At 59.3% G+C, this 26,347-nt stretch carries 18 protein-coding genes and 2 pseudogenes; 3 read left to right on the top strand and 17 right to left on the bottom strand.

The genetic code is table 11. From position 1 onward, the window contains the following. Window positions 1–20: 20 nt before the first annotated feature. From HCH_RS27190 to HCH_RS27180, 3 genes are all read left to right on the top strand, one after another. The gene (locus HCH_RS27190) at window positions 21–779 is read left to right on the top strand and encodes a response regulator (RefSeq protein WP_011399751.1); all 759 of its coding nucleotides are present in this window, start codon (window positions 21–23) and stop codon (window positions 777–779) included. Window positions 780–781: 2 nt separating this feature from the next. After that, the gene (locus tag HCH_RS27185; RefSeq protein WP_011399750.1) at window positions 782–2,386 is read left to right on the top strand and encodes an ATP-binding protein; all 1,605 of its coding nucleotides are present in this window, start codon (window positions 782–784) and stop codon (window positions 2,384–2,386) included. A 205-nt stretch (window positions 2,387–2,591) separates the two neighbouring features. Continuing rightward, window positions 2,592–3,287: a hypothetical protein gene (locus HCH_RS27180; RefSeq protein WP_011399749.1), complete on the top strand. Its 696-nt coding sequence runs from the start codon at window positions 2,592–2,594 to the stop codon at window positions 3,285–3,287. Between the two features lie 66 nt (window positions 3,288–3,353). Here HCH_RS27180 and HCH_RS27175 read toward each other — a convergent pair whose 3' ends face one another. From HCH_RS27175 to HCH_RS27100, 17 genes and pseudogenes are all read right to left on the bottom strand, one after another. Beyond that, a complete protein-coding gene (locus HCH_RS27175) occupies window positions 3,354–3,965 on the bottom strand; it encodes a DUF2239 family protein (protein ID WP_011399748.1) in 612 nt (203 codons plus the stop codon). Window positions 3,966–4,203: 238 nt separating this feature from the next. After that, window positions 4,204–4,821 carry a DUF5565 family protein gene (locus HCH_RS27165; protein ID WP_011399747.1) on the bottom strand — a complete coding sequence of 206 codons (618 nt, stop codon included), beginning with the start codon at window positions 4,819–4,821 and terminating at the stop codon, window positions 4,204–4,206. A gap of 505 nt (window positions 4,822–5,326) precedes the next feature. Then, window positions 5,327–6,058, bottom strand: coding sequence for a DUF1295 domain-containing protein (locus HCH_RS27160; RefSeq protein ID WP_011399745.1), 732 nt, complete (start codon window positions 6,056–6,058; stop codon window positions 5,327–5,329). Between the two features lie 105 nt (window positions 6,059–6,163). After that, complete coding sequence (locus HCH_RS27155; protein WP_011399744.1) at window positions 6,164–7,291, bottom strand: nitroreductase family protein; 1,128 nt, start codon at window positions 7,289–7,291, stop codon at window positions 6,164–6,166. Window positions 7,292–7,328: 37 nt separating this feature from the next. Further along, window positions 7,329–8,132 carry a 4'-phosphopantetheinyl transferase family protein gene (locus tag HCH_RS27150; protein ID WP_011399743.1) on the bottom strand — a complete coding sequence of 268 codons (804 nt, stop codon included), beginning with the start codon at window positions 8,130–8,132 and terminating at the stop codon, window positions 7,329–7,331. Then, on the bottom strand, window positions 8,119–8,436 hold the full coding sequence (locus tag HCH_RS27145; RefSeq protein WP_011399742.1) for a RedY-like protein: 318 nt from the start codon (window positions 8,434–8,436) through the stop codon (window positions 8,119–8,121). Before HCH_RS27145 ends, HCH_RS27150 begins: the two co-directional genes overlap by 14 nt. Window positions 8,437–8,450: 14 nt before the next feature. Continuing rightward, window positions 8,451–9,836: pseudogene (locus tag HCH_RS35295) on the bottom strand (polyketide synthase); the annotation flags it as partial. Between the two features lie 121 nt (window positions 9,837–9,957). Continuing rightward, window positions 9,958–10,116 (bottom strand): hypothetical protein, encoded by a 159-nt coding sequence (locus HCH_RS35290; RefSeq protein ID WP_420794882.1) that lies wholly within the window; start codon window positions 10,114–10,116, stop codon window positions 9,958–9,960. Continuing rightward, window positions 10,059–11,279 (bottom strand): annotated as a pseudogene (locus HCH_RS35285) (beta-ketoacyl synthase N-terminal-like domain-containing protein); the annotation flags it as partial. The gene HCH_RS35290 and the pseudogene HCH_RS35285, both read right to left, overlap by 58 nt. A 1-nt stretch (window position 11,280) precedes the next feature. Then, window positions 11,281–12,906 (bottom strand): amino acid adenylation domain-containing protein, encoded by a 1,626-nt coding sequence (locus tag HCH_RS27135; RefSeq protein ID WP_011399740.1) that lies wholly within the window; start codon window positions 12,904–12,906, stop codon window positions 11,281–11,283. 87 nt (window positions 12,907–12,993) lie between these two features. Further along, complete coding sequence (locus HCH_RS27130; protein WP_011399739.1) at window positions 12,994–15,207, bottom strand: aminotransferase class I/II-fold pyridoxal phosphate-dependent enzyme; 2,214 nt, start codon at window positions 15,205–15,207, stop codon at window positions 12,994–12,996. Window positions 15,208–15,237: 30 nt separating this feature from the next. After that, window positions 15,238–15,480 carry an acyl carrier protein gene (locus HCH_RS27125; RefSeq protein WP_011399738.1) on the bottom strand — a complete coding sequence of 81 codons (243 nt, stop codon included), beginning with the start codon at window positions 15,478–15,480 and terminating at the stop codon, window positions 15,238–15,240. A gap of 51 nt (window positions 15,481–15,531) precedes the next feature. Further along, a complete protein-coding gene (locus HCH_RS27120) occupies window positions 15,532–16,551 on the bottom strand; it encodes a methyltransferase (RefSeq protein WP_011399737.1) in 1,020 nt (339 codons plus the stop codon). Window positions 16,552–16,583: 32 nt separating this feature from the next. Next, window positions 16,584–19,124, bottom strand: a complete 2,541-nt coding sequence (locus HCH_RS27115; RefSeq protein WP_011399736.1) for an aminotransferase class III-fold pyridoxal phosphate-dependent enzyme — start codon at window positions 19,122–19,124, stop codon at window positions 16,584–16,586. A 39-nt stretch (window positions 19,125–19,163) separates the two neighbouring features. Continuing rightward, complete coding sequence (locus HCH_RS27110) at window positions 19,164–21,641, bottom strand: hypothetical protein (protein ID WP_011399735.1); 2,478 nt, start codon at window positions 21,639–21,641, stop codon at window positions 19,164–19,166. A gap of 204 nt (window positions 21,642–21,845) precedes the next feature. Then, on the bottom strand, window positions 21,846–24,572 hold the full coding sequence (locus HCH_RS27105; RefSeq protein ID WP_011399733.1) for a PEP/pyruvate-binding domain-containing protein: 2,727 nt from the start codon (window positions 24,570–24,572) through the stop codon (window positions 21,846–21,848). A 26-nt stretch (window positions 24,573–24,598) separates the two neighbouring features. Next, window positions 24,599–26,296, bottom strand: coding sequence for an FAD-dependent oxidoreductase (locus HCH_RS27100; protein WP_011399732.1), 1,698 nt, complete (start codon window positions 26,294–26,296; stop codon window positions 24,599–24,601). Window positions 26,297–26,347: the final 51 nt, after the last annotated feature.

The raw sequence follows: 26,347 nt of genomic DNA, 5'->3' as shown, positions 1-26,347 counted from the left end.
TAAGGCGACGCTCTCCCATCATGACACCCGTATTTTCGAACTGCGCTCACAATCATCGCTTGCTGCTGGTGGAGGATGACCAGGAGCTGGCTTCCTTGATTCAGGATTATCTGACCAAAAATGGTTTTCAGGTGGCGGTGGTCGCCAACGGGCTGGATGCGGTGCGGGAGATTCTGACGCAACGCCCGGCGCTGGTGATTCTGGACGTGATGCTGCCCGGGCTGTCGGGCATGGACGTATGTCGGCAGGCGCGGCTGGATTATAACGGGTTTATTCTCATGCTGACGGCGCTGGATGAGGATATGGACCAAATGCTGGGACTGGAGCTCGGCGCGGACGATTATATCGTGAAACCGGTGCAGCCGCGTTTATTGCTGAGTCGCATTCGCGCGCTGTTGCGACGGCTGGAGCACACAGGCCGCGGTGAGGGCGTCGCGGCGACGATTCAGGATAGCAGTGTGATCAGCGCCGGGGCATTGACGATCGACTTGCGCAACCGCGTGGTCAGACTGGGCGCGCGCTCGGTAGAGCTCACCACGGCGGAATTCGAGCTGTTATTGTTGCTGGCGAGATCACTGGGCGAAGTGGTCGATCGCGATTTTATCATTCAGGAATTACGCGGTTTTGATTACGACGGCTTGGACCGTTCCATAGACCGGCGCATCTCCCGTCTGCGCAAGAAGCTGCAGGACGGCGGGGCAGGGCAGGACATCATCAAAACGATTCGGGGCAAAGGCTATCAACTCTGCACTGACCCTGACCTGGCTGGGGGCCGTTGAAGATGATGTTGAGAACACTGCTGCGTTTGGTGATCGTCATTGTATTGCCGGTAGGGCTGCTGTTGACGGCGGAGTCTTACAACCCTGTTCATTACATTAAAAACCGCATTCTCCTCAATTACTTCGTTAACACCTATAACGGCACATTTTTCCTGATTGATCGCGATTTGACGGAGCGGCCGCAGAGCGCCTGGCAGGACAGAGTGGCGTCGTTGGATAACCATTTCGGCTATCGATTGCGGCTGACGCCTTTGGCGGAATTACTCACGCAAACGCAGTATGCCGATACCTTGCGAGAAGGCGGTTATGTCTATTCGGAGGCGGATACTGACGTGCTTTGGCGCAGGGTCGGCGACAGCGACTGGGTGGTTGAAATGGTGCTGGATGAAACGGATGACGAAGAGACGTTGCGCAGCGCCAAAGGCACACTGTTTCTGTTGGGCGACCTTTTTGCGGAAACGCCGGAAGCGCAATGGCTGCAGTTACTGACGCAATTGCAGGCGGAGTTTCGTTTTCCGCTGGATATGCTGGCGCTAACGGAGCTGGATATATCGGCTGACAAAAAAGAAGCGCTGATGACGAAAGGCTATGCGTGGACCAATACAGAGGACGATGAATCCTTGTTTTACTATCGTATTGGCGATAGCGATAAAGTCCTGACGGCGGGGCCGACGCCTTCGCCCGGCGGGGTGGCTCTCTCTTATTTGGTGACCGTGTTCACCGCCATGCTGTTAGCCACCTCCCTGGGGTTATTATCCTGGTTGACGCCTCTATGGCGTGATCTCAAACGCCTTGACCGTACGGCGTCGGAGTTTGGACAGGGCCGGCTGGAGCACCGCGTGACGCTGCGTAAAGGTTCTGTCGCCGCCCGTTTGGGGCAATCGTTCAACGCCATGGCGGACAGTATCCAGAAGCTGGTGCGTTCTCATCAACAGCTGACCAACGCCGTCGCCCATGATCTCCGCACTCCGTTGGCGCGCCTGCGTTTCGCGGTGGAAATTCTGGAGTCGGAAGACTGCACGGCGGAAGAGCAGGAGCGCTATCGCAAAAGCATCCACGCCAGCATTGATTCGCTGGATTACCTGATCAATCAATTACTCACCCATTCCCGATACAGCCGCGCCATCGACATCAATCATTTCAGCGAGATTGATCTGGCGTCCCTGGTGGAGGAAGAAGTGGACTTACATCAGCCGGAGCGCAGTGAGTTGGTGTGTGAGTTTGTCTGTGACGATAGTCTGCGCGGCGCCCGCATATGGGCGGACTCCCGCGCCATGGGTCGAGTGCTGCATAACCTGCTGGATAACGCCTCCCGCTATGCGCAATCCCGCGTACGGGTCAGCCTGCGTCGCGACGGCGCGCTCTGCCGCTTGCAGGTGGAGGATGACGGACCGGGCATTCCTCAGGAGGATCGGGAGACGATCCTGCAGCCCTTCGCCCAACTGGGCAACGTCGAACGCGCCTCATCCGGCGGACATGGCCTCGGGCTGGCGATCGTCAGCCAGATCGCGCAATGGCACCAGGGCGACGTCACCGTCGGCGACTCTTCATTGGGGGGCGCCGCGATTGAAATTTCCTGGCCGGCTCACGGGCCCACCGCCGGTTAGAAGAGCGCTTTTACTCAGTTCCCCTCGCTTGTTCTGTTCCCCAAATCCGTCGCTTGTCCTTGATGAAGCACTCTGGTCACGCGCGCGGGTTTGGCGTCACATTCTGTCCCAAATCAGCCACATACCTTTTTCGTTTGGCCTCTTAAGATCACCTTTCCTTTTGTGAAGTTAGATTTAAATATTTGAAAAAGAGGGAGGCCGGGCAATGGCTGACAATTCTATCGTTCGCCTGGGGGCGACACTTATTCTTGCGGCGGCTTACGCGACTTCGGCGCAGGCGGCGGACTACTCTGTTGGCGGCATGTTGGGGACGCAGGGCGTTGGCGTCACCGCCGCCAAACGGACGGACTGGAGTCTGGTGGATGAGGATCAACTGCAGCTGCGATTCACCTTCGGCGGAATTGATGTGGATGACGTCGATGATCTTGAGCTGAGCGGAACCAAATACAAAGCGGATTTCCGCACCGGGACGCTGACGGGCGGTGTGGACTGGTATCCGTTCTCCGGTAAGTATGTGGATAACATCTTCTTTTCCGGCGGTCTGGTTTATTTTGATCACGATATCAAGGGGACGACCAAGTCAGGGCAGTCTTTCAACGTCGGCGGCGCACACGTCAGCAGTAGCGATAATGTGCGTCTGGATGCGGAAATCGATCAGTCCTCCTGGGCGCCTTATCTGAGCCTGGGGTGGGGAAATCGCATCCGCAGCGAGTCCGGTTTGTCTTTCCAGGCTGAATTTGGGGTGATGGCGCCGTTAAGCGATCCGGATGTGAAGTTAAGCGCCAGAGATCCCGGTGGCGTTCTGTCTACCAGTAATCTGGAGCGCGAACGTCGCGATATTGAAGACGATCTGGGCGGCGCGCAGGGGTTCTTGTCCGTGGCGGTGACGTATCAGTTCTAAGATGCGGTAGAGACTGGCTGCGGCAGGCCCTTGCCGGGCCTGCGCAGTGCTGGGGGCGGACGGAATTCAGTCCTGCTGAGCCTCCGCTTTTTTCTGCATTTGCAATGCGTTCTCCGTCTGATGCCGGATATGGTCCTGAATATCGTCAGGCCATAGCGAAATCATGTCGTCAAACGTCTCATAGTCTTTGGCGAAGAAGGCGCGACAGGCTTCTTCAAAACCAGGGAAGTCGCCGGCGACGGTGGACATGAATCGATACACGGCTTCAAGCGCCAGGCGGGATTTGTCGATATCCACATTGTCGCGTCTGGCCGCTTCGACCAGTTTGCGCAGCGCCACCGATGCGCCGCCGGGTTGCGCTCTCAACCAGTCCCAGTGCCGGGGCAGCAGCGTGACTTCACGCGACACCACTCCCAGTTTGGGACGTCCAGGCCCGGCTTTAGGCTTGGGAGCTCCATCTTCGCTGCGTGCTGCGATTCTGGCGATAACCTCCTCAGCCGTTCCGCGATAATCGATATCCACGATCCTGCCGGTCGCGTTGTCGTAGATAGCGACGGGGGCGTTTGTGTCCTGCTCCAATAAAGCCTTGGCCTTTAAGGCCACGTCAGGCAAGTCGCCGGCGGCGAAAAGTTGGTGGCCGTGAAAGCCGGTATAGCTCTGAGTTTCTTTTACGCTCATGTGTTTCACTCCTGTGCTCGCTCGGATAGCAGTGACCACCGCTATCCTGAAAATACGCCGCCAATAATACCGGGGTAAAAAATGAAGTCAATATTATCCGGGTAATAATGTTTTTTTAGCGTGGATAAAAAAGTGTTTTTAAAACCGAAAGTTAGTGGCTGCGGGCTGGCGGATATAGTGATTAGAGTGGGAGATGAGAGGGGAAAATAAAAGCCCGGGAAGAATCCCAGGCCAGTATTCACCATGAAAAACCGAAATCTTTTCGCCTTAGTTTGGCCATACGTCCATCCGGCGCATGCCACACGACGCCTTCCATGCTTTGCGCCGCCATCCAGTCGCGCAGAGAGTGGAAGTCCAGGCGCTCCGGCGGCGTCAGGATCTTGCCGCCATGGGCCCACAGCGCATGGCGCTGCAGCTGGTAGCGGTTACCCTGAACTTTCGGGCCGACCAGCTCGTAGGTCTGGCCTTCGATCAGTGTGTCGGCGGCCTGTTCAAGGGCTTCGCAATGCCAGCGATCTTCCGGGCTGGCCTTGGAAACCGGCAGCCAGCCGGGCCAGTGACCGGTAATGGCGTCAGGCTCCGCCTCGCAAGGAGTAAATCCATCCGGGGCTGATTTGAACATGGCGTGCTCCAGAGTTGCGAGACGCCCGGCGCGGAGCTTCGCGGCGAACGGCTTGCGCAGTTTGCGGTCGTAACGTTTCCACAAACGGCCTGCTCTGAACAGACAGGCGCTGCCGTCGAATTTCTCGGTGGCGAGCCCCATGCCTTGCAACACCCAGGCGGATTCTGGAACGGCTTGCTCCGTCGCCAGGTGACTATGGCGATCGATGACGAATAACGTCTTGATCTTTTTCATGTTTTTCTCCTATGAAGTGTAAACGGCTTTCGAGTCCCGTCCGGCTCCATGAAGAGAGGCGGCATGGTAACGCCTGTTATCAATGGCGGTCAAACTGAGTGGTCTGATTACACAGAATTTTTCAAAAAAATTTGTATGACGACAGCCTCTGTCGCTCCGCTGCGTAATATGTCTCTTGTAAAGCGGCGCTGGTCAAAGGCGTGATCGTTTCATCGCAGGGAAGCCACTGCCGCTGTGCTGTCTATGTGGTAATGGAAGGCGTAAGAGATAGGGATGTCTCACCCCCACTGAGTTGATGTCCTTGCGCGCACGGAACAGCGCTTAACCCAAAGGGATTTGGGGTCTTTTTTCTAAACTGCGGCCAGTAAACTACATTGACAGGCTTTTTTAATCCTCAAATAGCTTCCTTCTATTTGTTTGCAACGACAGGGCCTGGGCATGCCAGGTCCTGTCTCCCGCATCTTGTCGTCGCGCAGGCTTTCCGCGCCATGAAAATAAACGCAGATTAGATCACAAACGGGATCAGGCATTTGGCCTTTTTCTTATAGTTCCGCCAGGCTTCGCCGTAGCGTTCTTCCGCCATTTTTTCGCTTTTGGGAATGGCGTCCGCCATGTACTGCGCGATATTGGCCAGGGGTGCGATGACGCCCCAGGGGTTGCCGGCGGTGAGGCCGAAGGAGACGTAAATCAAAAAGTCGCCGAAATAGTTGGGATGGCGGGAGTAGCGCCAGAAGCCTGTGTCCAGAATCTGGCCGCGAGAGTTGGGTTGTTGCTTGAATAAGTGTTTCTGATAATCACTGCCGAAGTGGAAAATAGTGCCGACCAAATAGACGGCGACAGCGCTGTAATCGATCCAGTTTAATGGCCCGACCCGGTCCGCCGCCCACTGGAACGGCAGGCAGTAGAGCCAGCCAAATACGTTGGCGAGAATGATCGGTAAAAAGTAGATGGCCGACAGCGGCATGACTTCCTTGAGCTTGGCGGCGGCGGTGTTGTTGTACCAAAGCGTGAGCACCACATTCATGCGCAATTGGTAAATAATCACCATGCCCAACAGCAGGGCCTTACGCGCCAGGTCCGCGTCGCCGTACCAGCAATACACCAGCGTTACCGGCAACAGCGTATTAAACCCAAAGATAAAGGGCGCCTTGGTGTCCTTGGTGATCAAGGCGGCGATGACGCCGGCGACGGCCATGGCCTCGATCACAATGATCATGATTATCCATTGTTGCTCCATATTTCCTTTTCCTTTTTCTATCGAACTTGAGTAAGCCGTCTGGCGACGGGGTTAGGGGGTAATGACGGTTCCGTTGAGTGAATTGTTTTTTTTTGGTCCCGTGCGTTATCCGGCGGCGATGATGCCGTTGGTTTTTCTTCTGGGGCTTTTGTCGAAAACTTCTTTGATGGCGCCAAGCCTGGCGAAGAAAATCATGCGTCCGTTTTCGTCCCGCAGTCGCTCGATCGCAATGCGCGCCTGGTCATGCTGCAGCATGACGCTGACCGGGTGTATCGCCAGTTTCTGCTCCTGGGCGTTGAGCCAGACCTCCATCAGGCGCGCGCCGGCCTGAGTCAGCGCTTTCGGCGTCATATGCTCCTCTCCGAGATGGCAGAACAACAATTGGGATGAATCTTCCACCAGCGCGCCAAGCTGATCCGCCATACGTTGCGGCGCGCCGAAGGGCCGCAGGGCCTGCATGACCGGCGGAGCCAGCACGCAACGATAGAACAGACTGCTCCACTTGCTTTGCGGGCCGAGCAGGCTTTGCAGATAGAATCCGTCTTCCGCCTCTTCTTCCAGGGAAAAGTGGATGTAGCGATAGGTCTCGCGCCAGGCTTTATAGTTGGCGAAGTCCAGCACCGCATACTGTTTTACCAGTTGCGCCGCGCGGCGAATCGCAGGCTGATCGCGTTCTATCCGCATCAGCAAGTGCTCCCCGGTTAAGGACAACGGCCAACGCCTGGCCAGTAGTTGCTGCAACGTTTCGTCGCTGATGCGTAAAGGGTTAAAGGGGCCGCGGTGAGTGCGTCTATGCAGCGCCAGTCGCCGCCACGCTTCAGCGTCGGCGACGGGCTTAACGCTGTTCGGCGTAATGCGCACTGCGGTCAGCGCCAGGCACCCCTGCTCTTGCTCCAGCGCGGCGATGGGCGCGCTCTTTTCCGCTTCACAGAACCAGCGCAGGCGCCAGTCATGGCCGCGAACCCCCAGGGTCATGCAAAACAAGCCCAGAAACAAGCCGCAGCTCATCAGCATTTCGATTTCCAGACTTTCCAGGGCTTTGAGTTTGCGAGCGCTGTTCAACGCCAGGACGACGCATTGCTCTCCCTCCTGAAGCGCTTCTCCAAGGAGTGCGCTGGCCCGCTCGCGCTCCTGAATATGTATCAACGTCCAGGGTTGCGAGTTGTGGGATGACGGCGCCCAGCGCGCCAAATCCACGGTTTCCTGCAGTTCTTGAGCGAAGGTCGACTGCATAAATAAAGCTCCAATCTTTCAATGAATTCTTTGCGAATCAAGATCCCCTAAGCAGGTCGCACACCTCCGGCGGGCTGCCGACAACCACCAGCGCGCATCCCTGAAACCGGTCCGCTATGGCTACCAGAGGCGTATTGGCGACGGCGCCGAGCTCTCGGCTGAGTCGCCGTGATAATGTCCAGGACAATCCTCCGGCATCCCCCGGCGGATGCAGTTCAACATCGGCGAACCAGCCAAAAATACTGCGGCCGTAGCATTTCAACAGCGCCTCTTTGAACGCCCACGCCATGGTGGCGGAGGTGTCGCGTTCGTTGCGCCCACGGCGTAACAACCAGCGCCGCTCTTCTGGGGTAAAAGCCATTTCCCAGACTGAGCCGCAGAAGGTTCGAACGGGTTCGATATCGACGCCGACGGGGCAGCGCCCGGCCGCCGCCACCGCCCAGTTCCCTGTGTGACTGATGCTGAGGTAGCCCTCCATGTTGGCTTCCGGTCGGCCTTGATGGGGATCAGTTTTACAATTGCTGATAATGATGTCCCGTAAGGCCCGTTGCGGCGCCGCCAACTCAGACTGCAAACGCTGCAGCGCCTGCTTTCCGGCCAGTCTTCCCGCGCCCCATTCCAGCTTGCGTTTGGCGAATCGAATCTGCCGCAGATGGCGTCGTTCGCGCAGGTCGAATACCCGGCGCAGGTCTGCTTCCGTCTCAAAGTGGCGTCGCCAGCCGGTCACCGACACCGCGTGCAGGCGCCAGGGGCCGACCATCAACGTGCGGTTCCAATCTGACGCCGGTAATTTTCCCGCATGCAGGCGCGGAAGGGGGGCGACAGGCTCAGCCTGCGGCATAGCCCGAGCCCAGCTGCTCGCCGGCCAATTCTTCAACGACTTCCGCCATACGGGAAAAGGCCTGCACCAATCCGGCGAACGTTGATGTTTCCATGTCGGCGTCAAAGGCGGCGCGGTCGGTTATTTTTATCACCTCCACATAGTGATAAGGGGCGTTTGCCTGCAAAGACGCGCGATGCACGTCAAACCTCACGACGCTGGGCAGGTCGGGGCAGGTGGCGTAATCGACGTTTTGCACCCAGAACTCGAAGGCGTCGGCCTGTGCGACATCGAACAGGCGGATTTTGTGAATGATGGTTTCCATTTCGTTCCCTTTCCTTAACTTGCAGTGTATTGAGAGTCGTCCGGCGCCGCATGGGTAGCGGTTACGGACTGCAAAAGCAGATGATAATTGACGCCGCCGGTGCCGAATGAGCTGACCGCGGCGTAACGGGCGCCATCGCCCAGTGGCCAGGGCTGCAGGGCGGTGACGGGCTCCGTGGGTATCTCCGCCAGGGGCAGCTCCGGGTTCATCTCCCGTCGTAACAGCGTGGCCGGGATATCACCGTAACGGATCGCCAGCAGGGTTTTCAATAGGCCCGCTGAGCCAGCCGCGGCGAAGGTGTGTCCGATATTGGATTTGACCGAACCCACCTTTAGCGGACCGCTCCGTTCAGGCGCGAGATAAACCTCATTCAACGCGGAGAGTTCCGCAATATCTCCCAACCGGGTGCCCGTGCCATGGGTTTCCACGTACTGCACGCGAGCAGGAGAATAACCGGCCTGAACGAAGGCTTTGCGCATGGCCAGCGCCTGTCCCTGTGGGTCCGGCGCCGTCATGGAGCGGGCGTCGCAGGAGGCGCCGACGCCGGTGATGGCGGCGTAAATAGTATCTCCATCCCGCAGTGCGTCACTCAGGCGCTTGAGGACGAACATGCCGGCGCCGTCCCCGGGTGAAAACCCGTCGGCGTCTACCGCGAAAGGCGCGATCTTGTGCTGTGACAACATCATTTGCGCGGAGCACAGCGTCAGGTCGCGAATGTTCACCGGCAGCTCCACGCCACCCGCCAGCACCAGGTCGTAGCGATGACTGCGCAGCGCCAGCACGGCGTTATGCAGCGCCGCCAGAGACGAAGCGCAGGCCGCTTCCACGGCGGCTGGGGCGGCGTTGAGTTGAAAGCAATTGGAGATCAACGCCGCGATGCCGCTGGCGGAAAAGCTGTCGAACGTGAAGTGATCGACCTCCTCGGGGGAGAGCCGCTGTTTTGCGACGGCGTCCTGAAAGTAGCTTGCCAGCGTGGAGCCGGCGAACAGCGCCTGTAGCTGGGGATAATGCAACGCCGCGGATAGCGCGCGCTCCCGTCCCAGGTTCAGGTTGCTGGCGATAAACACCGCCGTGGCGCCCTGGCGTTGACGTTTGCGCGACAGCCCATAATCCGCCAGAGCCTCGGCGGCGCATTGCAGCCCCAGCTTTTGCGCCTTGTCCATGCCGGCGGCCCGGCGTGGAAAGATTTTATAGGGGGATAAGTCGAATTCGCTTTGCGCCAACGCTGCGCCATATTGCGCGTAACAACTCAGCGGTCGGGATGCATCCGCGCTGAAAAAGGCGCGATGGGGCAATACCGCTTCCGGTATTGGCTGAATTCCATCGGCGCCATCCCACAGGCCTGCGTGTATTGCCGTCACGTCGCGCCAAGGACCGAAAGAGCCTCCGACGCCGACAATGGCGATGGGCTCCTGCGGGACTGGAGCTGTCTCCACGTCCGCCGCCACCGCATCCGGGCTGGACAGCACCATATGCCAACTGACGCCGCTCAGTCCGCCCCCGCACACGCCGGCGATAAGCTCATCCGTTTGCGGCCAGGGCTCGCCGCCGTTGGCGCCGTAGTCGATGTTCTGACGTTGTAATAATTCCTGACCGTCCTCTTGCGGCATGCCAGGCAGGCGACCGTAGCGCAACGCCAGACTGGCGGCGGCGATGGCGTTGAGTCCGGCGTTGGCGAATGCGTATCCCAGGTTGGCGACGCAGGAGCGCAGATGTAGAGGGACGCTATCGTCATGGCGTAAATCCGCCATCGCGGTCAGTAGCGCTTTGCTTTCTTCCGCATGGCCAGGCAACGCGCACTCAATGAAACGCTGTCTAGCGGGACTGATATTGGCCTGACGGCAGGCTTCCGCAGCGGCTTGATATTTCAGCGCCGCATCGCCGCCGTAGCGGTAGCCGGAGGGAGAGTCCCGGCGGGCGCAGGCGGCGCCGCGAATGACGCTGTAGATGCAATCGCCGTCCCGGCGGGCGTCGCTTAGCTTCTTCAATAATAACGCCGTGGCGCCTTCCGCCAGCGGCGCTCCAGCAGAATTGGCGGTGAAAGGCGCGCCGGACGCGAAGCCTTTTTTCTCCAGGGCGAGCGCGGGCAGCAGGCTGTCATAGCGTTGTCCGGCGATGACCAGCGCCGCTTTGGTCTGGCCTCCAGACAACGCCAGCAAGGCGGCCTCCAGCACCACGTAACTGGTGGCGTCGGCGGACTCCAGCGCCTGGGCGCGGCCGCGAAAACCAAAGTGCGAGGCGATGCGGGCGGGTATGCTGCTCGCCATTTCGCCGACGCGATCATGGGATGACAGGCCGAAATGCTCGCGCAGTCGCTCGCGGATGGCGTCCAGGTCCGCTTCACAGTCTCCTGAGCGTTGCTCCGCGGCCTCGTAAGCGAGCCGCACGCCTTCCACTTTCAAGGCGTTGTTAAGCGCGCTGTCGAAGCAAAAGCAGGCGCCGCTGTATACGTCGGTGTCGTCCAGTGGCGGCAGCTTGTCGGGATAGCCTGCGTCACGCAGACATTGCTCCGCCGCGCGCAGCTGCAACAGCATCATTTGGGACACGGATTTACGGTAAGCGGGAGGGATGCGAAAGCGTTTGAAATCACTCTCCGCCTCCGCAAAAAATGAACCGCGCCAAGCGTCTAAGTGCGCCTTGGCCGCTGCGCTGGTCTGCGGTATTCGATGGGCAGGCATTGCCCGTAGCGGCGCGCGCTCGCCGCGGTCAAGCAATCGCCAGAACGATTCCGTATCCTGGGCGGAGGGCGTAATGCAGGCGATGCCCACGATGGCGACAGGCTCGCGCAACGTCTGGTCATGAGAACTGGATGAGGCGGAAGAAAATAAGCTGGCGTCAGTCATGTCAGGCAACCGGGTCTGTGTGAGTCTGTGGCGTAACATTCGGCTTGAACGCCAACGCTTTTAACGCCAGATAATCAATTTTGCCGTTACGGCTTTTGGGCAGTTCGTCCAGTCTGCGCACCAGCTTGGGAATCATGTAACGGGGCAACCGCGTCTGACAGTGCTGCTTGATGGCGAGCACACTGGGCGCAGAGGCCGGATCAACCGCACTGAAATAGGCAATGAGGTTTTGCGCCTGCTCGGTGATTTCCGCCACCACGGCGATTTCCCGGATGCCCGGCATGGTCGACAACGCCGCTTCGATCTCTCCTAACTCCACCCGGTAGCCATTGATTTTCAGCATGCGGTCCTTGCGCCCGTGGTAGTACAGATAGCCGTTTTCGTAGCCCACCAGATCGCCGGTCGCATGGCGTCCCTGTAGATGGTTATCGGCGTTGGCGGGGTCGACGCGGTTGCGGTAACCCGGCGTGACGCAGGAGCCCTCGATGACTAATTCGCCAATGGCGCCGGGAGCGCTGACAGGCAGGCCCTGGTCGTCCAGCACAAGGGCGGTTTGCCCGGGCAGCGGAGCGCCGATATACACTGGCTTGTCCCGTTGCAGGTCTTCCGCCGTCACCCGATAGTAAAGGCAGACATTGGTTTCGGTCGGCCCATAGAAGTTATAGAGCGCACAGTCCGCTGGCAAACGCTGGCTTAGCTCCCGTAAGGGGCGAATCGGGAAGACTTCGCCAGCGAATATCAGATAGCGCAACGAGGCGGTGACGTCGGTATCCAGAGCGCCTGCGTTCACCATCAGGGACAGGATGGAGGGAACGCTGTACCAAACGCTGATCCCATAGCGATGAATGCCCTCCGACAGCGCGGCGACATCCCGTTGTTGTTCCTCGCCGATAACCCAGACCCCCGCGCCCGCCGCCGCTGCGGCGAACAGGTCGAAGGTGCTGAGATCGAAATGGAAACCGGCATGATTGGAAAAGACGTCCCGTTCGCTCAGGGAAAGCTCTTGCAGCGCCCAGCCAATAAAGGCGTGCAGGTTGCCGTAGCTGATCTGAACGCCCTTGGGCATACCGGTGGAGCCGGAGGTGAATAGAATCGCCGCCAGATCCTGTGGACCGGGATGATGCGGCGTTTGCTCCGGCGTTGGCTCGAATGCGTCCGCCGACGCCCGTGACGCAACGGCGAAACAGCCGGGCGCAGCCGCGTCAGGAACTTTGTGGAAGTCGGTGACCAGCGCCAGCCGTAATGACGCGCAAGTCGTATCATCCAGTTGCTCAAAACGGGCGCTGTCGGTAACTAGAATGGCGGGCTCCGCGCCGGCGAGAATTTTTTTCGCCCGCTCCACCGGCTGCACGCCATCCATAGGAACGTACACGCCGCCGCATTCCATGGCGGCGTAGAGGGCGACCACATAATCGATTTGCTTGGGCAACCAGATGGCCACGCGGTCCCCGGGCTGCAGACCGGCGTAGCGGAAATATCCGGCCCAGCGGCGCACTCTGGCGTAGAACTGCTCGTAGCTTATTTCCTCCGGGCCGACAAACGCCGGGCGCTGGGGAAAATTGGCGGCGGAGCGTCGTAAATAGTCGATGACAGGAACAAATCCGCTTTCCGTTTCTTGTGCTTTCATGCCTGCTCTCCTCCAATCCTGCATTAAGCTGGCGCAGTGACGTCATCAACCCGGACGGCCGGCGTTGCGCCATCCGGGTTGGCCGGATCACAGCGTGACGGGAATATTCACTTCTTTTGCTGCGTCGATGATGATCTGCGCCGCCATATCCAGGTCCTCCTCGGTGTGTTCGCTGGTGACGCTGATGCGCAGACGCGCGTCGCCCACCGCCACGCCGGGGAACACCACGGTCTGGCAGTACATGCCGCGAGCGCGGACGGCGCGGCCGAGCTCCAGGGTTTTGCGGTCGTCGCCCACCACCACCGGAATAATGGCGCTGTTGGAATGCTCCAAATCGAACCCGGCGCCCAGCAGATGACCGCGCAGACGATGGATGTTGCTCCAGAGTTTGCTCAAGCGCTGCGGCTCGCGCTCCATCACGTCGATAGAGGCGATCACGCCCGCCGCCACGGCGGCGGGGATAGTGGCGGCGAACACGTAAGAGTTGGAGTAGAAGCGCAGGTACTCCACCACTTCCTCATCCGCACACACGAAGCCGCCGACGCCGGCCAGCGCCTTGCTCATGGTGCCCAGTTCCAGATCGGCCATACCCTTCATGTTGAAATGTTCGGTGGTGCCCGAGCCGGTTTTGCCGAGAACGCCGGTGGAGTGGGCGTCATCCACCAGTACACGGGCGCCGTATTGCTGCGCCAGCTCCACCAGACGCGGCAGGTCGACGATATCGCCGTGCATGGAGAACACGCCGTCGGTGACGATCAGTTTGCCGCCGTCGTGGTCGGCGTATTTTTTCAGTGTGTTCTCCAGACTTTCCATGCTGTGCTGATAAATCTTGCGGGAAGCCCCGGAGAGTTTGCAGCCGTCCTGAATGCTCATGTGGTTGATGGAGTCGGTGAACACCAGATCGTTGCGTCCGGCCAGCGCCGAGATACAGCCCAGGTTGGCTGAATAGCCGGACGGATACACGATGCAGGCTTCGCGTCCTTTCAGTTTGGCCAGACGGCGCTCCAGTTCCTTGTGCAGGACATTACTGCCCCCGATCAGACGGCAACCGGTATTGGTGGCGCCGTAGCGACGGGCGCCTTCGGCGATGGCTTCAATGACTTCGGGATGATTGGCCAGTCCAAGATAATTGTTGGAGGCGAACATCAAAAACTCACGGCGGCGTCCGGTGACTTCGTCGTAGATCACCGCACGGTTACGGCATTGGGATTCCAGAGGCATGCCGTACCAATACAGCTGCGCCTGCTGCTTCGCCACGTAGAACTTGCGGAACTCCCGGGCCTTATGAAACAGATCCCGATCCGGCAGATTGACGAAATCTTTCATGGTGCGGGGATCGTTTTCCGCCGCGGCGCTGGCTCCGTAGGCCGCATCCTGGTGTTCCACTCCCAACGCTTCAACCTGATGCGGACGGCTGGCTCTAATGTATTGCAACAGTTTCTCGGGAGTATCGCAGTCCGCCAGATTCAGATGGGCGGGCATACCGTGCTCGCTGCGCAGACGGTCGTGCAGAGCGGAGATGTCCTTCTGCCCGAAACCGCTGGCGAGGAAGCTCAGCTTGAACTGGTCCGCCAGTTCCGTCGCAGCGTCACTGGGCTCCGCGACCTCATCCTGATTAAGGCGGTCGATGAAATCCGTCCACATGCCACCGCCACGGCTTTCTGCGAGTTGTCTGGAAACCGCTTGGGGGGCCGGGGCGGCGCCCACTTCTTTGGCGGGACGGGCCAGGTCGGCGTCGGCGCCGATCTCGCGCAGGTAAGCGATGACTTGCGCGATGGTGCTCAGGCCGGCGGGAAATCCGGTTTTCTCCACGCGAATGAGCTTGGCGATCTCCGCCAGCACGGAAGCCTGGGTCACGGAATCGACGCCCAGATCGCCTTCCAGGTCCGCTTGCAGATCCAGCTCGCTGCGACGGTAGCCAGTGTGAGCCTGATACACGTCGAGCACGTTCGCGCTTAGTGCGTCGTCCTGTGCGTCAGCGCGGCGGGCCGGCGCTGTTTGCTGCGCAGCCGTGGCGATGCTGAGGCCTTCTTTCTGCAGGCGTTGACCGATATGGCGCAGCAGTTGTCCAACGTTGTCCAGGCCCGCCTGTACTGATTTATTCTGCAGCCCCAGCGTCTGATAAATTTCCGCCTGCACGGAAGCCAGGGTGATGGAATCCACGCCCAGGTCGCCCTCGAAATCCGCGTCGTCGTCAAAGTCTTCTCGAGCGTATTCCGTGTGACGCTGCAAGGCGCTCAGCACCAGTTCCCGCAAGGAGGCTTCCGCCTGTTGCGAATCGGCAAATACTTGTTCTGTCATGGTGTAACCTCATTCCTTGAATATTCGGGGCTAGTGTTGTTGCAGGCGCGTGACCAGATCCACCATCTTGCGCACGGAGGCGAAGTTGCCGGGGGTAACCTGATTGAGGGGAATTGACGCGCCGGTTTCCCGCCGCAGTAAATCCACCAGATCGAACAGGGAGCCGGAATCGATGATATTGAGCTCCAGAATGGGGGTGTCCGCATTGAACCCCTCATCGTCCGAGCCCAGATAATTCTCGGAAATGTAGGTTAATAATGTGTTCTCTAGCATTGTGCATCTTCCTTTTTGAGGGGGACTGGAAGACGGGCCGGAGCCCGTTTGTCAGACTTTTTCTCCGACGAATAACGTGCGCGGTCCGTTGATGCGCAGCACTCTCACGTTGCTGAACCCGGCCTCTTCAAAGCGCTGCATATACTGCTGCGCCGTGGACTCCACACCGCCATCCGTGGACACCAGCATGTTGATGGAGAGCAGGGAGGTGAACAGGGGGCCGCTTTCGTCTTCGTCCAGGGGCGTTTCACTGGCCATGAAGACGCCGCCTGCCGGCAGGGCGTCGTAAATGTTGCGCAGAATCTGCAACTGCGTGTCAGGGGCGTAGTCGTGCAACATCCAGCCCAGATGGATCAGGTCGTACTCCTGCTGTGGGATGGTTCCGGCGATGACATCGCCTTCGACCACATCAATGCGGTCAGCGAACTCGCCGGACATGATTTTGTCGCGCACGTAGCAGGCCGCTTTGGGCAATTCACAGATGGCGATCTCCAGGTGTGGGCAGGCTTCCGCCACGGCGACGGGCAAACTGCCGACGCCGCTGCCAATGTCCATGAAGCGGCTGTAGGCGGAAAAGTCCACGCCTTCCACCATACCGTCAATAAAGGGCTTGGCGAAGATACCCAGGAACTCCTGAAAGTCCGTCACGTCGGAAGGGTTCTGATACAGGATATCGAACCAACTGCGCTTGTCGCCGAACACCGCCTCCCGTTGATCTTTGTCGTCGCGCACCGCCTGGGCGGTGTAGGACCACAGCGGATACAGGAACGCATCGATGTGGCGGCCCAGCCATCCCAGCCATTGCGGAGACTGGCTGACCAAGTAGGGCGCAGCGCCCGGAGCCAGGGAATAGGCGTCTCCCTCGCGTTGCAGCAACCCCATCGCGTGCAGGGCGATCAACATGCGCTTGCCCGACGCGACCGGCGCATTGGCGCGGGCGCAGATGTCCTCCAGTGAGGCGGGGCCCTCCGCCATGGCGTCGAACAGCCCCAGGTCGAAGGCGGCTGTCAGTGTTTTGGTTTTGAAGAAACCCATCATCAGGTCAACAATCTGGTCTTTGCTAATTTCCATCGCTATCTCTCCATCCGTTCAAAAATCGTTGCTTAGTTCATAAAAGTGGACATTTCTTCGCATACGGTGGCGAAGGATTTCACGAAGTGGTCGACCTCCTCTTTACTGATGATCAGCGGGGGTTGGATACGTATCACGGTTGAGCTGTTGGCGGTGACGAAAGTCAGAATGCGGTGATCGTTACTGAGCTTGGTGACGAAGCGCATGCAGAACATTTCCGCCAGTGATTCCTCCATCTTGCCCACCGCCGCCGCCAAGTGCTCGCGCACTTCGTCAGGGAAAAAGCGGTACGCCAGATGCCAGTCTCCCGGCAAACGCGTGCCGAACTCCCGGGCGCAGGCTTCCACGGCGCCGCTGAAGTCGTTGTTGAACTGAATGCCCAACATCAGGCCACGACCGCGCACCTCCTTGATAAAGGGGTAGGCTTGCACCGCTTGCTGCAGTTCGGCTTTGAAATAGTCGCCCATCTCTTGCGCACGGCGCGGCAGATCCTGCTCTATTACGCCTTCCAGCGCGGCGAGCCCGGCGACGCCGGCCAAGTTGCAGCCGCCGAAGGTGGAGGTATGCAACAGGAAGCGTCCGGTGGAGGCGTAGGCTGCGTCCCAGATCTGCGCGGAACTGAGCGTTGCGCCGATGGGAATGAGCCCGCCGGACAGGGATTTCGACAACACCATAATGTCAGGCTCCACTCCTTCCCATTCGCAGGCGAACAGGCGTCCAGTGCGCCCCAGGCCAGTCTGGATTTCGTCCACGATCAGCAGGGTTCCGGTGCGCCGACACAGTTCCTGTGCAGCCTTCAGATAGCCGTCCGGCGGTAGATAGACGCCGCCTTCTCCCTGGATCGGCTCAATGATGAATGCGCACACGTCGCCTTGTTCCAGCTCAACGCGCAGCGCCTCCAGGTCGCCGAACGGCACGCCCGTGCAACCCGGCAGCAGGGGGCGGAAATGCTTCTGATGCTTTTCGCGACCGGTGACGGAGAGCGCGCCCAGTGTCTTGCCGTGATAACTGTTATTGGCGAAGACAAAACGGGAGCGACGGCTGGCCGCTTTCGCCAGTTTCAGCGCCGCCTCCACGGCTTCCGTGCCGGAGTTGCTGAAGAAAACCCGTTCGAAGCGTCCCGGCGCCACCGCGCAGAGCCGCTCCGCCAGCTTGGAGGTCTCTTCCGGCAGGGAAACGTATTGCACGAAGTTGGGCCCCATGTTGGCGACGTACTTCTGGATCGCCTCCGTCACCACTTGCGGGTTATGGCCCAGATTGAGGCAGCCGTAGCCGGACACCATGTCGAGAAAACGCTCGCCGTCCGTATCAGTCAGGGTGCACCCTTCCGCGCGTTCGAAGACTTTGTCACAGCGCTGCATTTGCAGGAAATCCGCCAGCATGGGGTTGATATAACTGCGGTAGCGCTGCACGGTTTGCGAGCGTCGCGCTTCGCCGGAATCCGGCTCCGTCGCCGCCAGATCCGATGGGGTATAGCCTGGCGCCTGAGCGTTACCGCGATGGTGGAAGCGACGCAGCCCGTTGATCAGTTCGATGTTGATGCGCTCGCCATAGGACGCCAGAGGAAAGGCGCGGAAGCCATGACGCTCTGCGATTTCTCCTATCTCCAGCACTTTTTCCGGGGGCAGGTCGCGACCAATGGAGAAGCACTCCGCGCGACCCTCCAGAGCCAGCACCATGGTTTCCGCCAGACAACCGTTGATCTGCTGTTTGATGGACATGTTCATGGACTCGCCGCCCAGCTTGGTCGCCGGCGAAGCGGTAACGCAGCCACCGTCCAGCACCAGTACGTCAGTACGGGGCGTAGGAGGGCGCTCCGCGTCGCGAGGCAGGGCGATGTCTACGACAATGGAGCCGGGCGCCAGGCGGGATACGTCGATTACGCCGCCGGACGAGGTGGCGGCGGCGAACAGGCGATTGCGCTCATACGCCGCGTCCATGGAATTTAACAAGGTGACCCGACTGCGCCAATGCTCAGGCAGGTGCTCCAGCAGTTGCGCATCATCCGCCGTGCCCCGGTGAACCAAATCCAGGCGGCAGCCCAGCTGTAGCAACAGCTTGGCCAGCGCCAGACAGATGGAGCCGGGATAACCCACTATCGCCACCTGCGCATCCGCCGGATCGAGCTGTAAACGCTCCAGCGTCTGCAGCAGCACGGTGTAGCCCGCGTAAGTGGTGAGCGAGTTGCCGCTGGTCACGGGGATGCCGGCGCGCTCCGCCGTCACCAGCCCGCGCTTGCCGATAATCGAGGTAAAGCCGCCCAGGCCTACGAGCTGAGCGCCCTGCGCCTGCAACGACTCTATCCCTTCAAAAATACGCTGTTGCACCGCCCTGGGGGTGGACAGCATTTCCTCTGCGGTGAGCGGAAGGTAATGCACGATGCCTTCGCAGCTGACTCCTGCGGGGGACTGAATACGGCCGAAATCGACGAAGGGCACCAGATTACGATGACTCCATATGTCCCGCTGATAGCCCACTTGCAGGTCTCGCGAACTGCGGTCGAGCAAGTCGAGCATTTTTACGTAGCGTTTCAGCCCGATGGAGGTCGGGTGTCCGATAAATCCGAATTTCATAACAATGATATCCTTTACTGAACTGCTATCCGCCAGCGTCTAAACGACAGGCTGCGCGCTTTCTTTATCCGTTTCTGTATCCGTTCCCGTTGCCGTTTGTGCTTTCGCTTCAGCTTGCGGCTGAGTGGCCGGGTCGCGCTGCCAGCCGGTGGCGGTGGCCAGACTGATGCCGTCGCCTTCGTTGTTGTGGGAGACCATCACCGAGAATAAGTTGACGCAACCAGGGCGCAACAGCGCGGACGTCAGCGCCGCCGGGTCGAATGTGGTCAGCGTGCGCGAGGTGAAGCGCAGCCCGCCCAGTTCGTCCTCCCAATCCTGATCGGTGACATTGACCAGGCGCATTTGCCGCGAGGTGTAATTAAACAGAATGCGTTCCTGATAGGTGTTGATGACCGAATGCCCGCCATTGCAGAAATAGAAAATGGTGAGATTGCGGTTCATGCGGCCGGGATAGCTCAAGGCGTTCTCCAACAGCGAGGGGAGTACGTCGGGAGTGAGCCCTTTGGCGCCGTCTCCGATGAACGCCACCACGTTGGAAGGGCTGGTGAACGCCAGACTGATGCTGGCCATGAGCGCATCGCCCATCAACGCGCGCCCATACCAGCCGGAAAATCCGCGACGGGTGCGCGCCAGATTGCGCACGGCTGAAATGCCGCAGCGTCCGACGTCATACAGACCGGTGTAGTCGTAGCCATGCTCGACGATCAGTTTCTCCATCAGCTTGTTGAGGCGGGCGAAGAAATAGTTCGGCGTCATGGGCGTGGTTGGAAGGCGGCTCGCCATATCCGAGGGCGAGTCAGGCACGGAAGCAATGGCTTGATAGCGGCGCGCCACCAGCTCCGGCGACGGGGCCAGGTGCTTGTCCACGTAGCGGAGAAACTGCTTGTGCTCCAGCACCAGCGGGAAGTCGGTATAAGGCGAAATATGCTCGGGATTATCAGTTAACTGCACAATTTGCAGCTTGCGTTGCAGGCGACCATCGGAGAAGGGCGTGCACACCTGATGCAGCTTGCTCTTGATGAAAAACAGGCACTGCTCGGACTGCGGATTCATTTTGTCGTTGGTGTGCAGGAAGTTGTACACCCGCGGGCTGTAGCCATAGACCGCCAAGGCGCCCAGATAATTGCGATTACGCTGGCAATGACGGAACTTGGGTACCGAGCCGGGATAGGTGAGTGAGTCCACCAGCGCAACCCCTGCGCGCTCTGCGATGGACAGGGTCAGCTCCAGTTCTTCTTCATCCATGGCGCCGCACTGCCAGACCAGCTTGTCCGGGCCGTCATTGAGCAGTGACATGACTTGATCCAGCACCGGCTGGACTGATTCTGGAATGGTGTCCGACGGCGCTTCCGGCGCGGGCGGATAAGCAATGTCGAAGCGGCTGCAGGCTTCCAGCACCGCCTGGGTGGCCAGCAGCACCACTGGACCGCGTTTGGCGTCGTACAGCTCCATCGCCTTCTGCAGGTCCTCCTGCAGGCGATCGACGTCGTTGAGGTACAGGCAGGGCAGTCCGCGGGCTTTAATCACCTCCCGTGAATCTTCCTCCGCTGACACTGTGCCCTGAAAGGCGAACCATTGATCGTGGCGGTTTTCCGCGCAGACGATGAATCCTTGCGCCCGCGCTTCCCGCAGGTTGGCGATAGTGCCTTTGAATTCGTCGATCATGCCGCTGGTGACCACGATCAAAAAGGGACGGCGATACAGCTGCCAGTTGGCCATTGCGCCGCAGGCCAGACTGTGCTCGCTGGGGCCGCGCAGCAACAATACATCACGATGCGCAGCTTCTTGCTCCAGATAGTTGATCATGTTGGAGACCAGCGAGCCGGTGAAATAGAAGCCCAGCCACTCCGAGCCCGCCCGTGCGCTAAGGAAGTTGATCAGATGCTCCCCCAAAGTGTTGTGGGGCAGCACCCGGGCCGCGGGCTTGACGCGGCGGTTGGCGTAACTCATTTCAAAGAAATCCATCCATAGACACAGCAGGTCCGCTTGCAGCAGGGAGCGGTCGTCCGGGAGCTGGCGCTCAATGTATTCCATCGGCTGGTGCCGTATGCGCGGACGTTGCGGCAGGGTGTACACCACAGTCGAAAATGAGGACTGGAAGACGGGAATGTCCGCCTGCCGCAATACCGCGTAGAAGTCCCGTAACTGCGCGTCGATCTGCTGCGGAGCCAGATCTTCAAACTGGGGATCGGCGTAGTCGACGTACACCATGCCCACTTGGAAGTTGGTTCCGAGCAGGGGCGCCTGCAGGATTTTATCCTGCGCTCGCGCAAGGCTGTCCGCCTGGATCACCCGCATGGAAATGCGCTCCTTGCGCTTACCAAGGAAACGCACCGCCTTGTCGCGGGCTTCTTCATAAACGGGGTGCGTGCTGGGCAGCTTTTCCTCGAATTCGATATCCGCATCCAGAGATACTTGCTGGAATACTTCACCGCGAATGTCGCTCAAAACGCTGAGTCCGGTTTCGAAAAAACCGCGACTGCGGGTGACGACGATGACCCCTATCGTAATTTCCATAATCAATCTCCCTCTATTTTCGTCACTGTTCCAGGGATTTTTTCAGGCGCAAAGAAGCCCCTGATCCCTGCTAGCTGGAATCTGTCTGCAGCCGGACTACAACTTGGCTGAGGTCGATGTTTCATTAACGCAAAATCAAAGCGGCTTATTTTTGTGTCTGTGGCGGGCCGCTACGCTCATTGCATCTTTTTGTCTGGCGGATATCTACTGACTGGCGTCCTCCTTGCGTTCTTCTATGCGTACGACGCCTGCGTCTCCGTCGAGATAGAGCATATCTCCGGTGCGGATGCGGCGAGTGGTGGTTTTGGTGTTGACGATGGCGGGGATGCCGAACTCCCGGGACACGATGGAGCTGTGCGATAACATCGACCCCACGTCGGCGACAACCCCGGCGGCGAGCACGAACAGCGGCGTCCAGGAGGCGTCGGTGAAACGGGCCACCAGTATCTCGCCTTGCTGAAACTCCTCCGCCTGCCGCGGCAGATCGGTGATCACGCGGGCGCGGCCCATGGCGACGCCGGGACTGGCGCCGATGCCCTGGAACACCTGGTTGTCATCTGTGGGCGTTGTTTCCGCGGTTTCCCGGCGGGGTTCATGTCCGCCGACAATCGCCATGGGCGGTTCCTGCAGACGCTGGTTCAGCAAGTGACTGCGTCGGTTACGCTCAATCAGTTCTGCGGAGAAAGCCTGTTGCGCGGATTTTCTTCCCGCCACATAGTCGCGCAGCTCGTTGAAGTCGATGTAAGGCAAGTCCTCCATTTTCAGCACTTTCTCCGCACTGAGGCGGCGCATGACTTCGACGATGATTTTGCGGTAGAACCAGGTTTGCGCGATATAAGTGGGCCGGGTGGCTTCGCGTCGCTCCGCCATTTTGGCGTAGGTGGAGATGACGAACTTGAACAACAGACGAATGCGCAAGGGCAGGCCGGACAGCAAGGCGCGGGTGTCGTCGTCCCGTTTGCGATCGATCTCTTCCAGCCGCGACTCCAACTGCACGTCGCTGGTCAGGTACATACGAATCACCTGCAGCAGATAACTGGGGTCGTCGGCCCAACGGGGTATGCTGAGTTCAAACTCCTGACGCCCGCGGGCGCCATAGTCGCGCAGGAACGCCATGAAATCATTGTTCCAGAAGCGCGCGCCTTCGTCGTCGTTCTGCAGCGCCTGCGCCAATTGCTCCAAAGGCGTCTCCAGAACCAGTTGGCGCAAGTGGCTTGAACGTTGGACGGAGGCCGCCAGATCACAGACGCCGCGCGTCACTTCGATGGTGCGCAGGTTGCTGAGAGACGCTTTGATGCGATTCTGTAACCCTTTGCCAGTGTCGCCGAGCCACTTCTCACATAACTCCGCGAGGGCGTCATACAGTGCGAATGACTGTAGAAAAAACGGCATGTAGGCGGCGCAGGATTCCAGGAAATAGCGGTCGATGCGTTGCAGTTCCGCATTCAGCTCGCCCAGCGACATGGCGCTGAGATCCAGCTTCAGGAAGCGTTCGGTCTCTCGCTTGCGCAATGAGATCATGTCGCGCACGGTGCGTTCCGCAGTCACAAGATTGCGCACCTGATACAGCGTCCAGTAGCCCGCGCTCTTGAGATACTGCAGTCCTTGCGGCGCTTTGCCGTAGGGGTTGGTGTAGAAGTTCAGGTCCACTTCCTCCGTAGAGTAACGTTTGGTGAACTTCAATGCATCCCGGGTTGGCGGGCATTGGGTCAGCAACATCGCTGATGCGGAAATGTTGAGATACACATGTCCCTGCAGATATCCCATGTAATGCTGAGAATCGCCGATATCCAGTAACCCCATGGTTTTGATTGCGGGGCCATGTACGTTGTGCTGGTAGAAGCGGCAGAACGACAGCCCCAGCGGCGTCATCAGTCCGGTGACGATCTCGCCGGTATCCATACGCGAGAACAGTGCGTTATCGCGTATGTAGCTGTTGCTCTCATCTGCGTCCGCAAACAGCCGGTTGTCGCTGTTGGTTGGCGTGACGGTGATGGGGCGCGCCTGCAGAATCCAGATCTTACCGTCCTTCAGCGCCCACTCAATATCCATCTCCCGTCCATAATGACTGCGAATGGCGTTGGCGTAGCCCGCCAGGGCCAGAGCTTCATTTTCGTTGAGGGTGGGGGCGCGGATTTTATTTTCTGCAGTTTTTCGCAGGCAGACGCCGCCGTTCTCCGCGCGGGTGGACATCAGCGGTTTTTCCCGCAGGGTTTGCTCCAGCAGCTCCATTTTCTGATTGTCGATGACGAAAGTGTCGGTCGTCACCTGGCCCGATACGACGCCTTCGCCCAGCCCCCAACAGGATTCGATCACCGTGCGTTGCGGGTCGCCGTTCAGGGGATCGGCGGTGAACAATACGCCGGCGGCGTCTGCATCGATCATGGCCTGAATCACCACGGCGATGCCTTGCATGGGGGCGTCGGCGTCGCTGCTGCGGCGGCGTTGATCCTGACGGCCTTCGTAAGCGTGCGCGCGCTCTGTCCAGAAAGACCCCCAGCAGCGCTTTACGCAGTCCACCAGCGTTTCTTCGTTTTCTACATGCAGATAGGTGTCGTACTGGCCTGCAAAGGAGTGTTCTTCGCTGTCCTCGCTGATGGCGGAGGAGCGCACGGCGACGCGTTCCGCCCCGATGTCCTTGTACGCGCCGATGATCGCCTGACGCAACGAGGAGGGCAGTTGCGTTTCCTCAATACGCTGGCGGATTTGCGTAAAGGCGCTGGCGTCCTGTTGATCCAGACCGCTGATCCATTGGTCCAGTCCTGACTCGCGCAGGAAGGAGGCGTAAGCGTCCACGGTCAGACAATACGCCCTGGGTACGGGGAACCCCGCCGCCGCCAGCGTATTCAGCGAGCTGGCTTTGCCTCCCAGGCTCTGCGCGTTGGAGTTCTGTTGTCCGGAGACTTCAACAATATGCGAATCGTATGTCATGTCAGTTCCCTTTCCTTGGTTGGCGTCTAGCTCTGGGTCGCTGCGTAGTCGCCGATATGGGAGACGACGCTGCTGTGGGAGCGGAAGTGTCGACGCACCTGTTCCGCGGCGTGACAGCCCGCCCAGATGGCGCTTTCCATATTGCCCATGCCGACGCTGTCCTGATTGGCGAAGAACACTGCGCCGACGGGCTGAGAGGCGTTGACGAACACGTCATGTTTCATTTGGCCTACTTTGGATACCACCAGACCATGGGGCCAGCGCCATAATTTGATGTCTTCAATCAGGTCGGGGGAGTGGCCGGTGGCGACCAGCATGTCGCGTACCTCACCGTAGGCGGTTTGCTGCAGATTGCGGAAGTCGGCTTTGCCCAATTTGCCCTGGTCTGCGGCGCCGGAAATGGGCTTCAGCAGAGTGAGTACGCCGAGGCCGCCGGCGTAGGACGGGTCTTTCCAGTTCGCCGCCAGGCAGACGCCGCTGCGGCACCAGCTATTGGGGTAGCGGCCGCCGATATCGCCTTCGATGACGTAGCCGCCGAAGTAATTGGCCAGCGCCGCTTTTTTCAGGTACACCCCGGCGATGGCGTAATCCCGGTGTTCAATTTCTGCGATGGCGGCTTTTTGCTGTTGTGGTAAGCCATCCACCACTGACACGGCGGCGTGTTTGGCTCCGGCCCAGATCAGCGCATTGGCGTTGGCGTAATAATTTTTGCCTTCCTGCTGGAAACAGACTTTTACGCCTTCCTGATTCTGAGTGATGGAATAGGCCCGGGAACCTGCCTTGAACTTACAGGAACCTGTGCTCATCAGACGCTGACGTATGCGGTCCGCGATGTAGCCGTTGCCGCCGGGAAAGGTGACCAGAGGACGATAAAGATATCCCACCAGGAAATGCAGGCCGACGTAGGCGGAGACATCTTTGATGGCAAGGCACTCTACGCGCAGCGTGGTTTCCACGGCGTCTTTCACTAATGAACCAAAGCGGTGTCTGGGAATCAGGTCCTGCGGCAGGGAGCGTCGCGTGGCCGGGTCGAACAGCAAATCATGCAGAGAAACGGAATCGAACAACTCCATCTCCTCCCGCGTCCAGTCGCAGCCTTCCCGCCAAGGCATGGCGGGGTGTTTGCCGGAATCAGGAGTGAATCGATTAAGATATTGGAATAAGTCGGCGAACATGGGATCGCCCAGCTTCTTCTCCGCGGAGATGAACGGTTTGCCGGACATGGCGCTGTACAGCAGATTGGCGGTCAGTCCCCAGACTGCAGGCTTCAGTAATTCTTTGGGTTGTTTCAACAAGGCGGCGGTGACTTCCCCCAAACCTTTCATCAGACGTTTGGTGTCAAAGATGACCAGAGTGTCTTCCGCAGTGGAGCGCCATTGGTTCCACAGGTCCAGATCCTGCAGCAGGTGAGAGACTTCGTTGTGGCCGGTGGGCAACTGAAAGCAGGAGGCGCCGCTGGCGTATAACAGGCCATCCCGCTGTTCCAGACGCGCCGCGCCGCCGAAGCGATCCCGTTGATCCAGCACCAATAGCTTGCGCTCGCGCAGCTTCCAGGCGGAAGACAGTCCGGATATGCCGCCGCCGACGACAATAACGTCATAATCGCCGGCGTGTTGCGGGGGAGAGGTGTCCGTGTCGTCAAAGGAGCCTTGATTGCATTCAAAGTCTTTGCTGGGGAATACAGGCGCTTCGCCTGCATACTGTGAGTTGTCTTGTGATTCCATCTGTTCCTACCTTTCCGTTGTTTTAGTTGAAATGAGTCCGGTCAAGGCCTG

The organism is Hahella chejuensis KCTC 2396, from assembly GCF_000012985.1.
Classification (GTDB): domain Bacteria; phylum Pseudomonadota; class Gammaproteobacteria; order Pseudomonadales; family Oleiphilaceae; genus Hahella; species Hahella chejuensis.
Note: the sequence above shows the minus strand (reverse complement) of the source record. Positions and strands in the feature narration are given on the sequence as shown.

Excerpts from the sequence above, each read along its gene's own strand:
- HCH_RS27190 (WP_011399751.1), top strand. The coding sequence starts at position 21 with ATGACACCCGTATTTTCGAACTGCGCTCACAATCATCGCTTGCTGCTG.
- HCH_RS27185 (WP_011399750.1), top strand. The coding sequence starts at position 782 with ATGATGTTGAGAACACTGCTGCGTTTGGTGATCGTCATTGTATTGCCG.
- HCH_RS27180 (WP_011399749.1), top strand. The coding sequence starts at position 2,592 with ATGGCTGACAATTCTATCGTTCGCCTGGGGGCGACACTTATTCTTGCG.
- HCH_RS27175 (WP_011399748.1), bottom strand. The coding sequence starts at position 3,965 with ATGAGCGTAAAAGAAACTCAGAGCTATACCGGCTTTCACGGCCACCAA.
- HCH_RS27165 (WP_011399747.1), bottom strand. The coding sequence starts at position 4,821 with ATGAAAAAGATCAAGACGTTATTCGTCATCGATCGCCATAGTCACCTG.
- HCH_RS27160 (WP_011399745.1), bottom strand. The coding sequence starts at position 6,058 with ATGGAGCAACAATGGATAATCATGATCATTGTGATCGAGGCCATGGCC.
- HCH_RS27155 (WP_011399744.1), bottom strand. The coding sequence starts at position 7,291 with ATGCAGTCGACCTTCGCTCAAGAACTGCAGGAAACCGTGGATTTGGCG.
- HCH_RS27150 (WP_011399743.1), bottom strand. The coding sequence starts at position 8,132 with ATGCCGCAGGCTGAGCCTGTCGCCCCCCTTCCGCGCCTGCATGCGGGA.
- HCH_RS27145 (WP_011399742.1), bottom strand. The coding sequence starts at position 8,436 with ATGGAAACCATCATTCACAAAATCCGCCTGTTCGATGTCGCACAGGCC.
- HCH_RS27135 (WP_011399740.1), bottom strand. The coding sequence starts at position 12,906 with ATGAAAGCACAAGAAACGGAAAGCGGATTTGTTCCTGTCATCGACTAT.
- HCH_RS27130 (WP_011399739.1), bottom strand. The coding sequence starts at position 15,207 with ATGACAGAACAAGTATTTGCCGATTCGCAACAGGCGGAAGCCTCCTTG.
- HCH_RS27125 (WP_011399738.1), bottom strand. The coding sequence starts at position 15,480 with ATGCTAGAGAACACATTATTAACCTACATTTCCGAGAATTATCTGGGC.
- HCH_RS27120 (WP_011399737.1), bottom strand. The coding sequence starts at position 16,551 with ATGGAAATTAGCAAAGACCAGATTGTTGACCTGATGATGGGTTTCTTC.
- HCH_RS27115 (WP_011399736.1), bottom strand. The coding sequence starts at position 19,124 with ATGAAATTCGGATTTATCGGACACCCGACCTCCATCGGGCTGAAACGC.
- HCH_RS27110 (WP_011399735.1), bottom strand. The coding sequence starts at position 21,641 with ATGGAAATTACGATAGGGGTCATCGTCGTCACCCGCAGTCGCGGTTTT.
- HCH_RS27105 (WP_011399733.1), bottom strand. The coding sequence starts at position 24,572 with ATGACATACGATTCGCATATTGTTGAAGTCTCCGGACAACAGAACTCC.
- HCH_RS27100 (WP_011399732.1), bottom strand. The coding sequence starts at position 26,296 with ATGGAATCACAAGACAACTCACAGTATGCAGGCGAAGCGCCTGTATTC.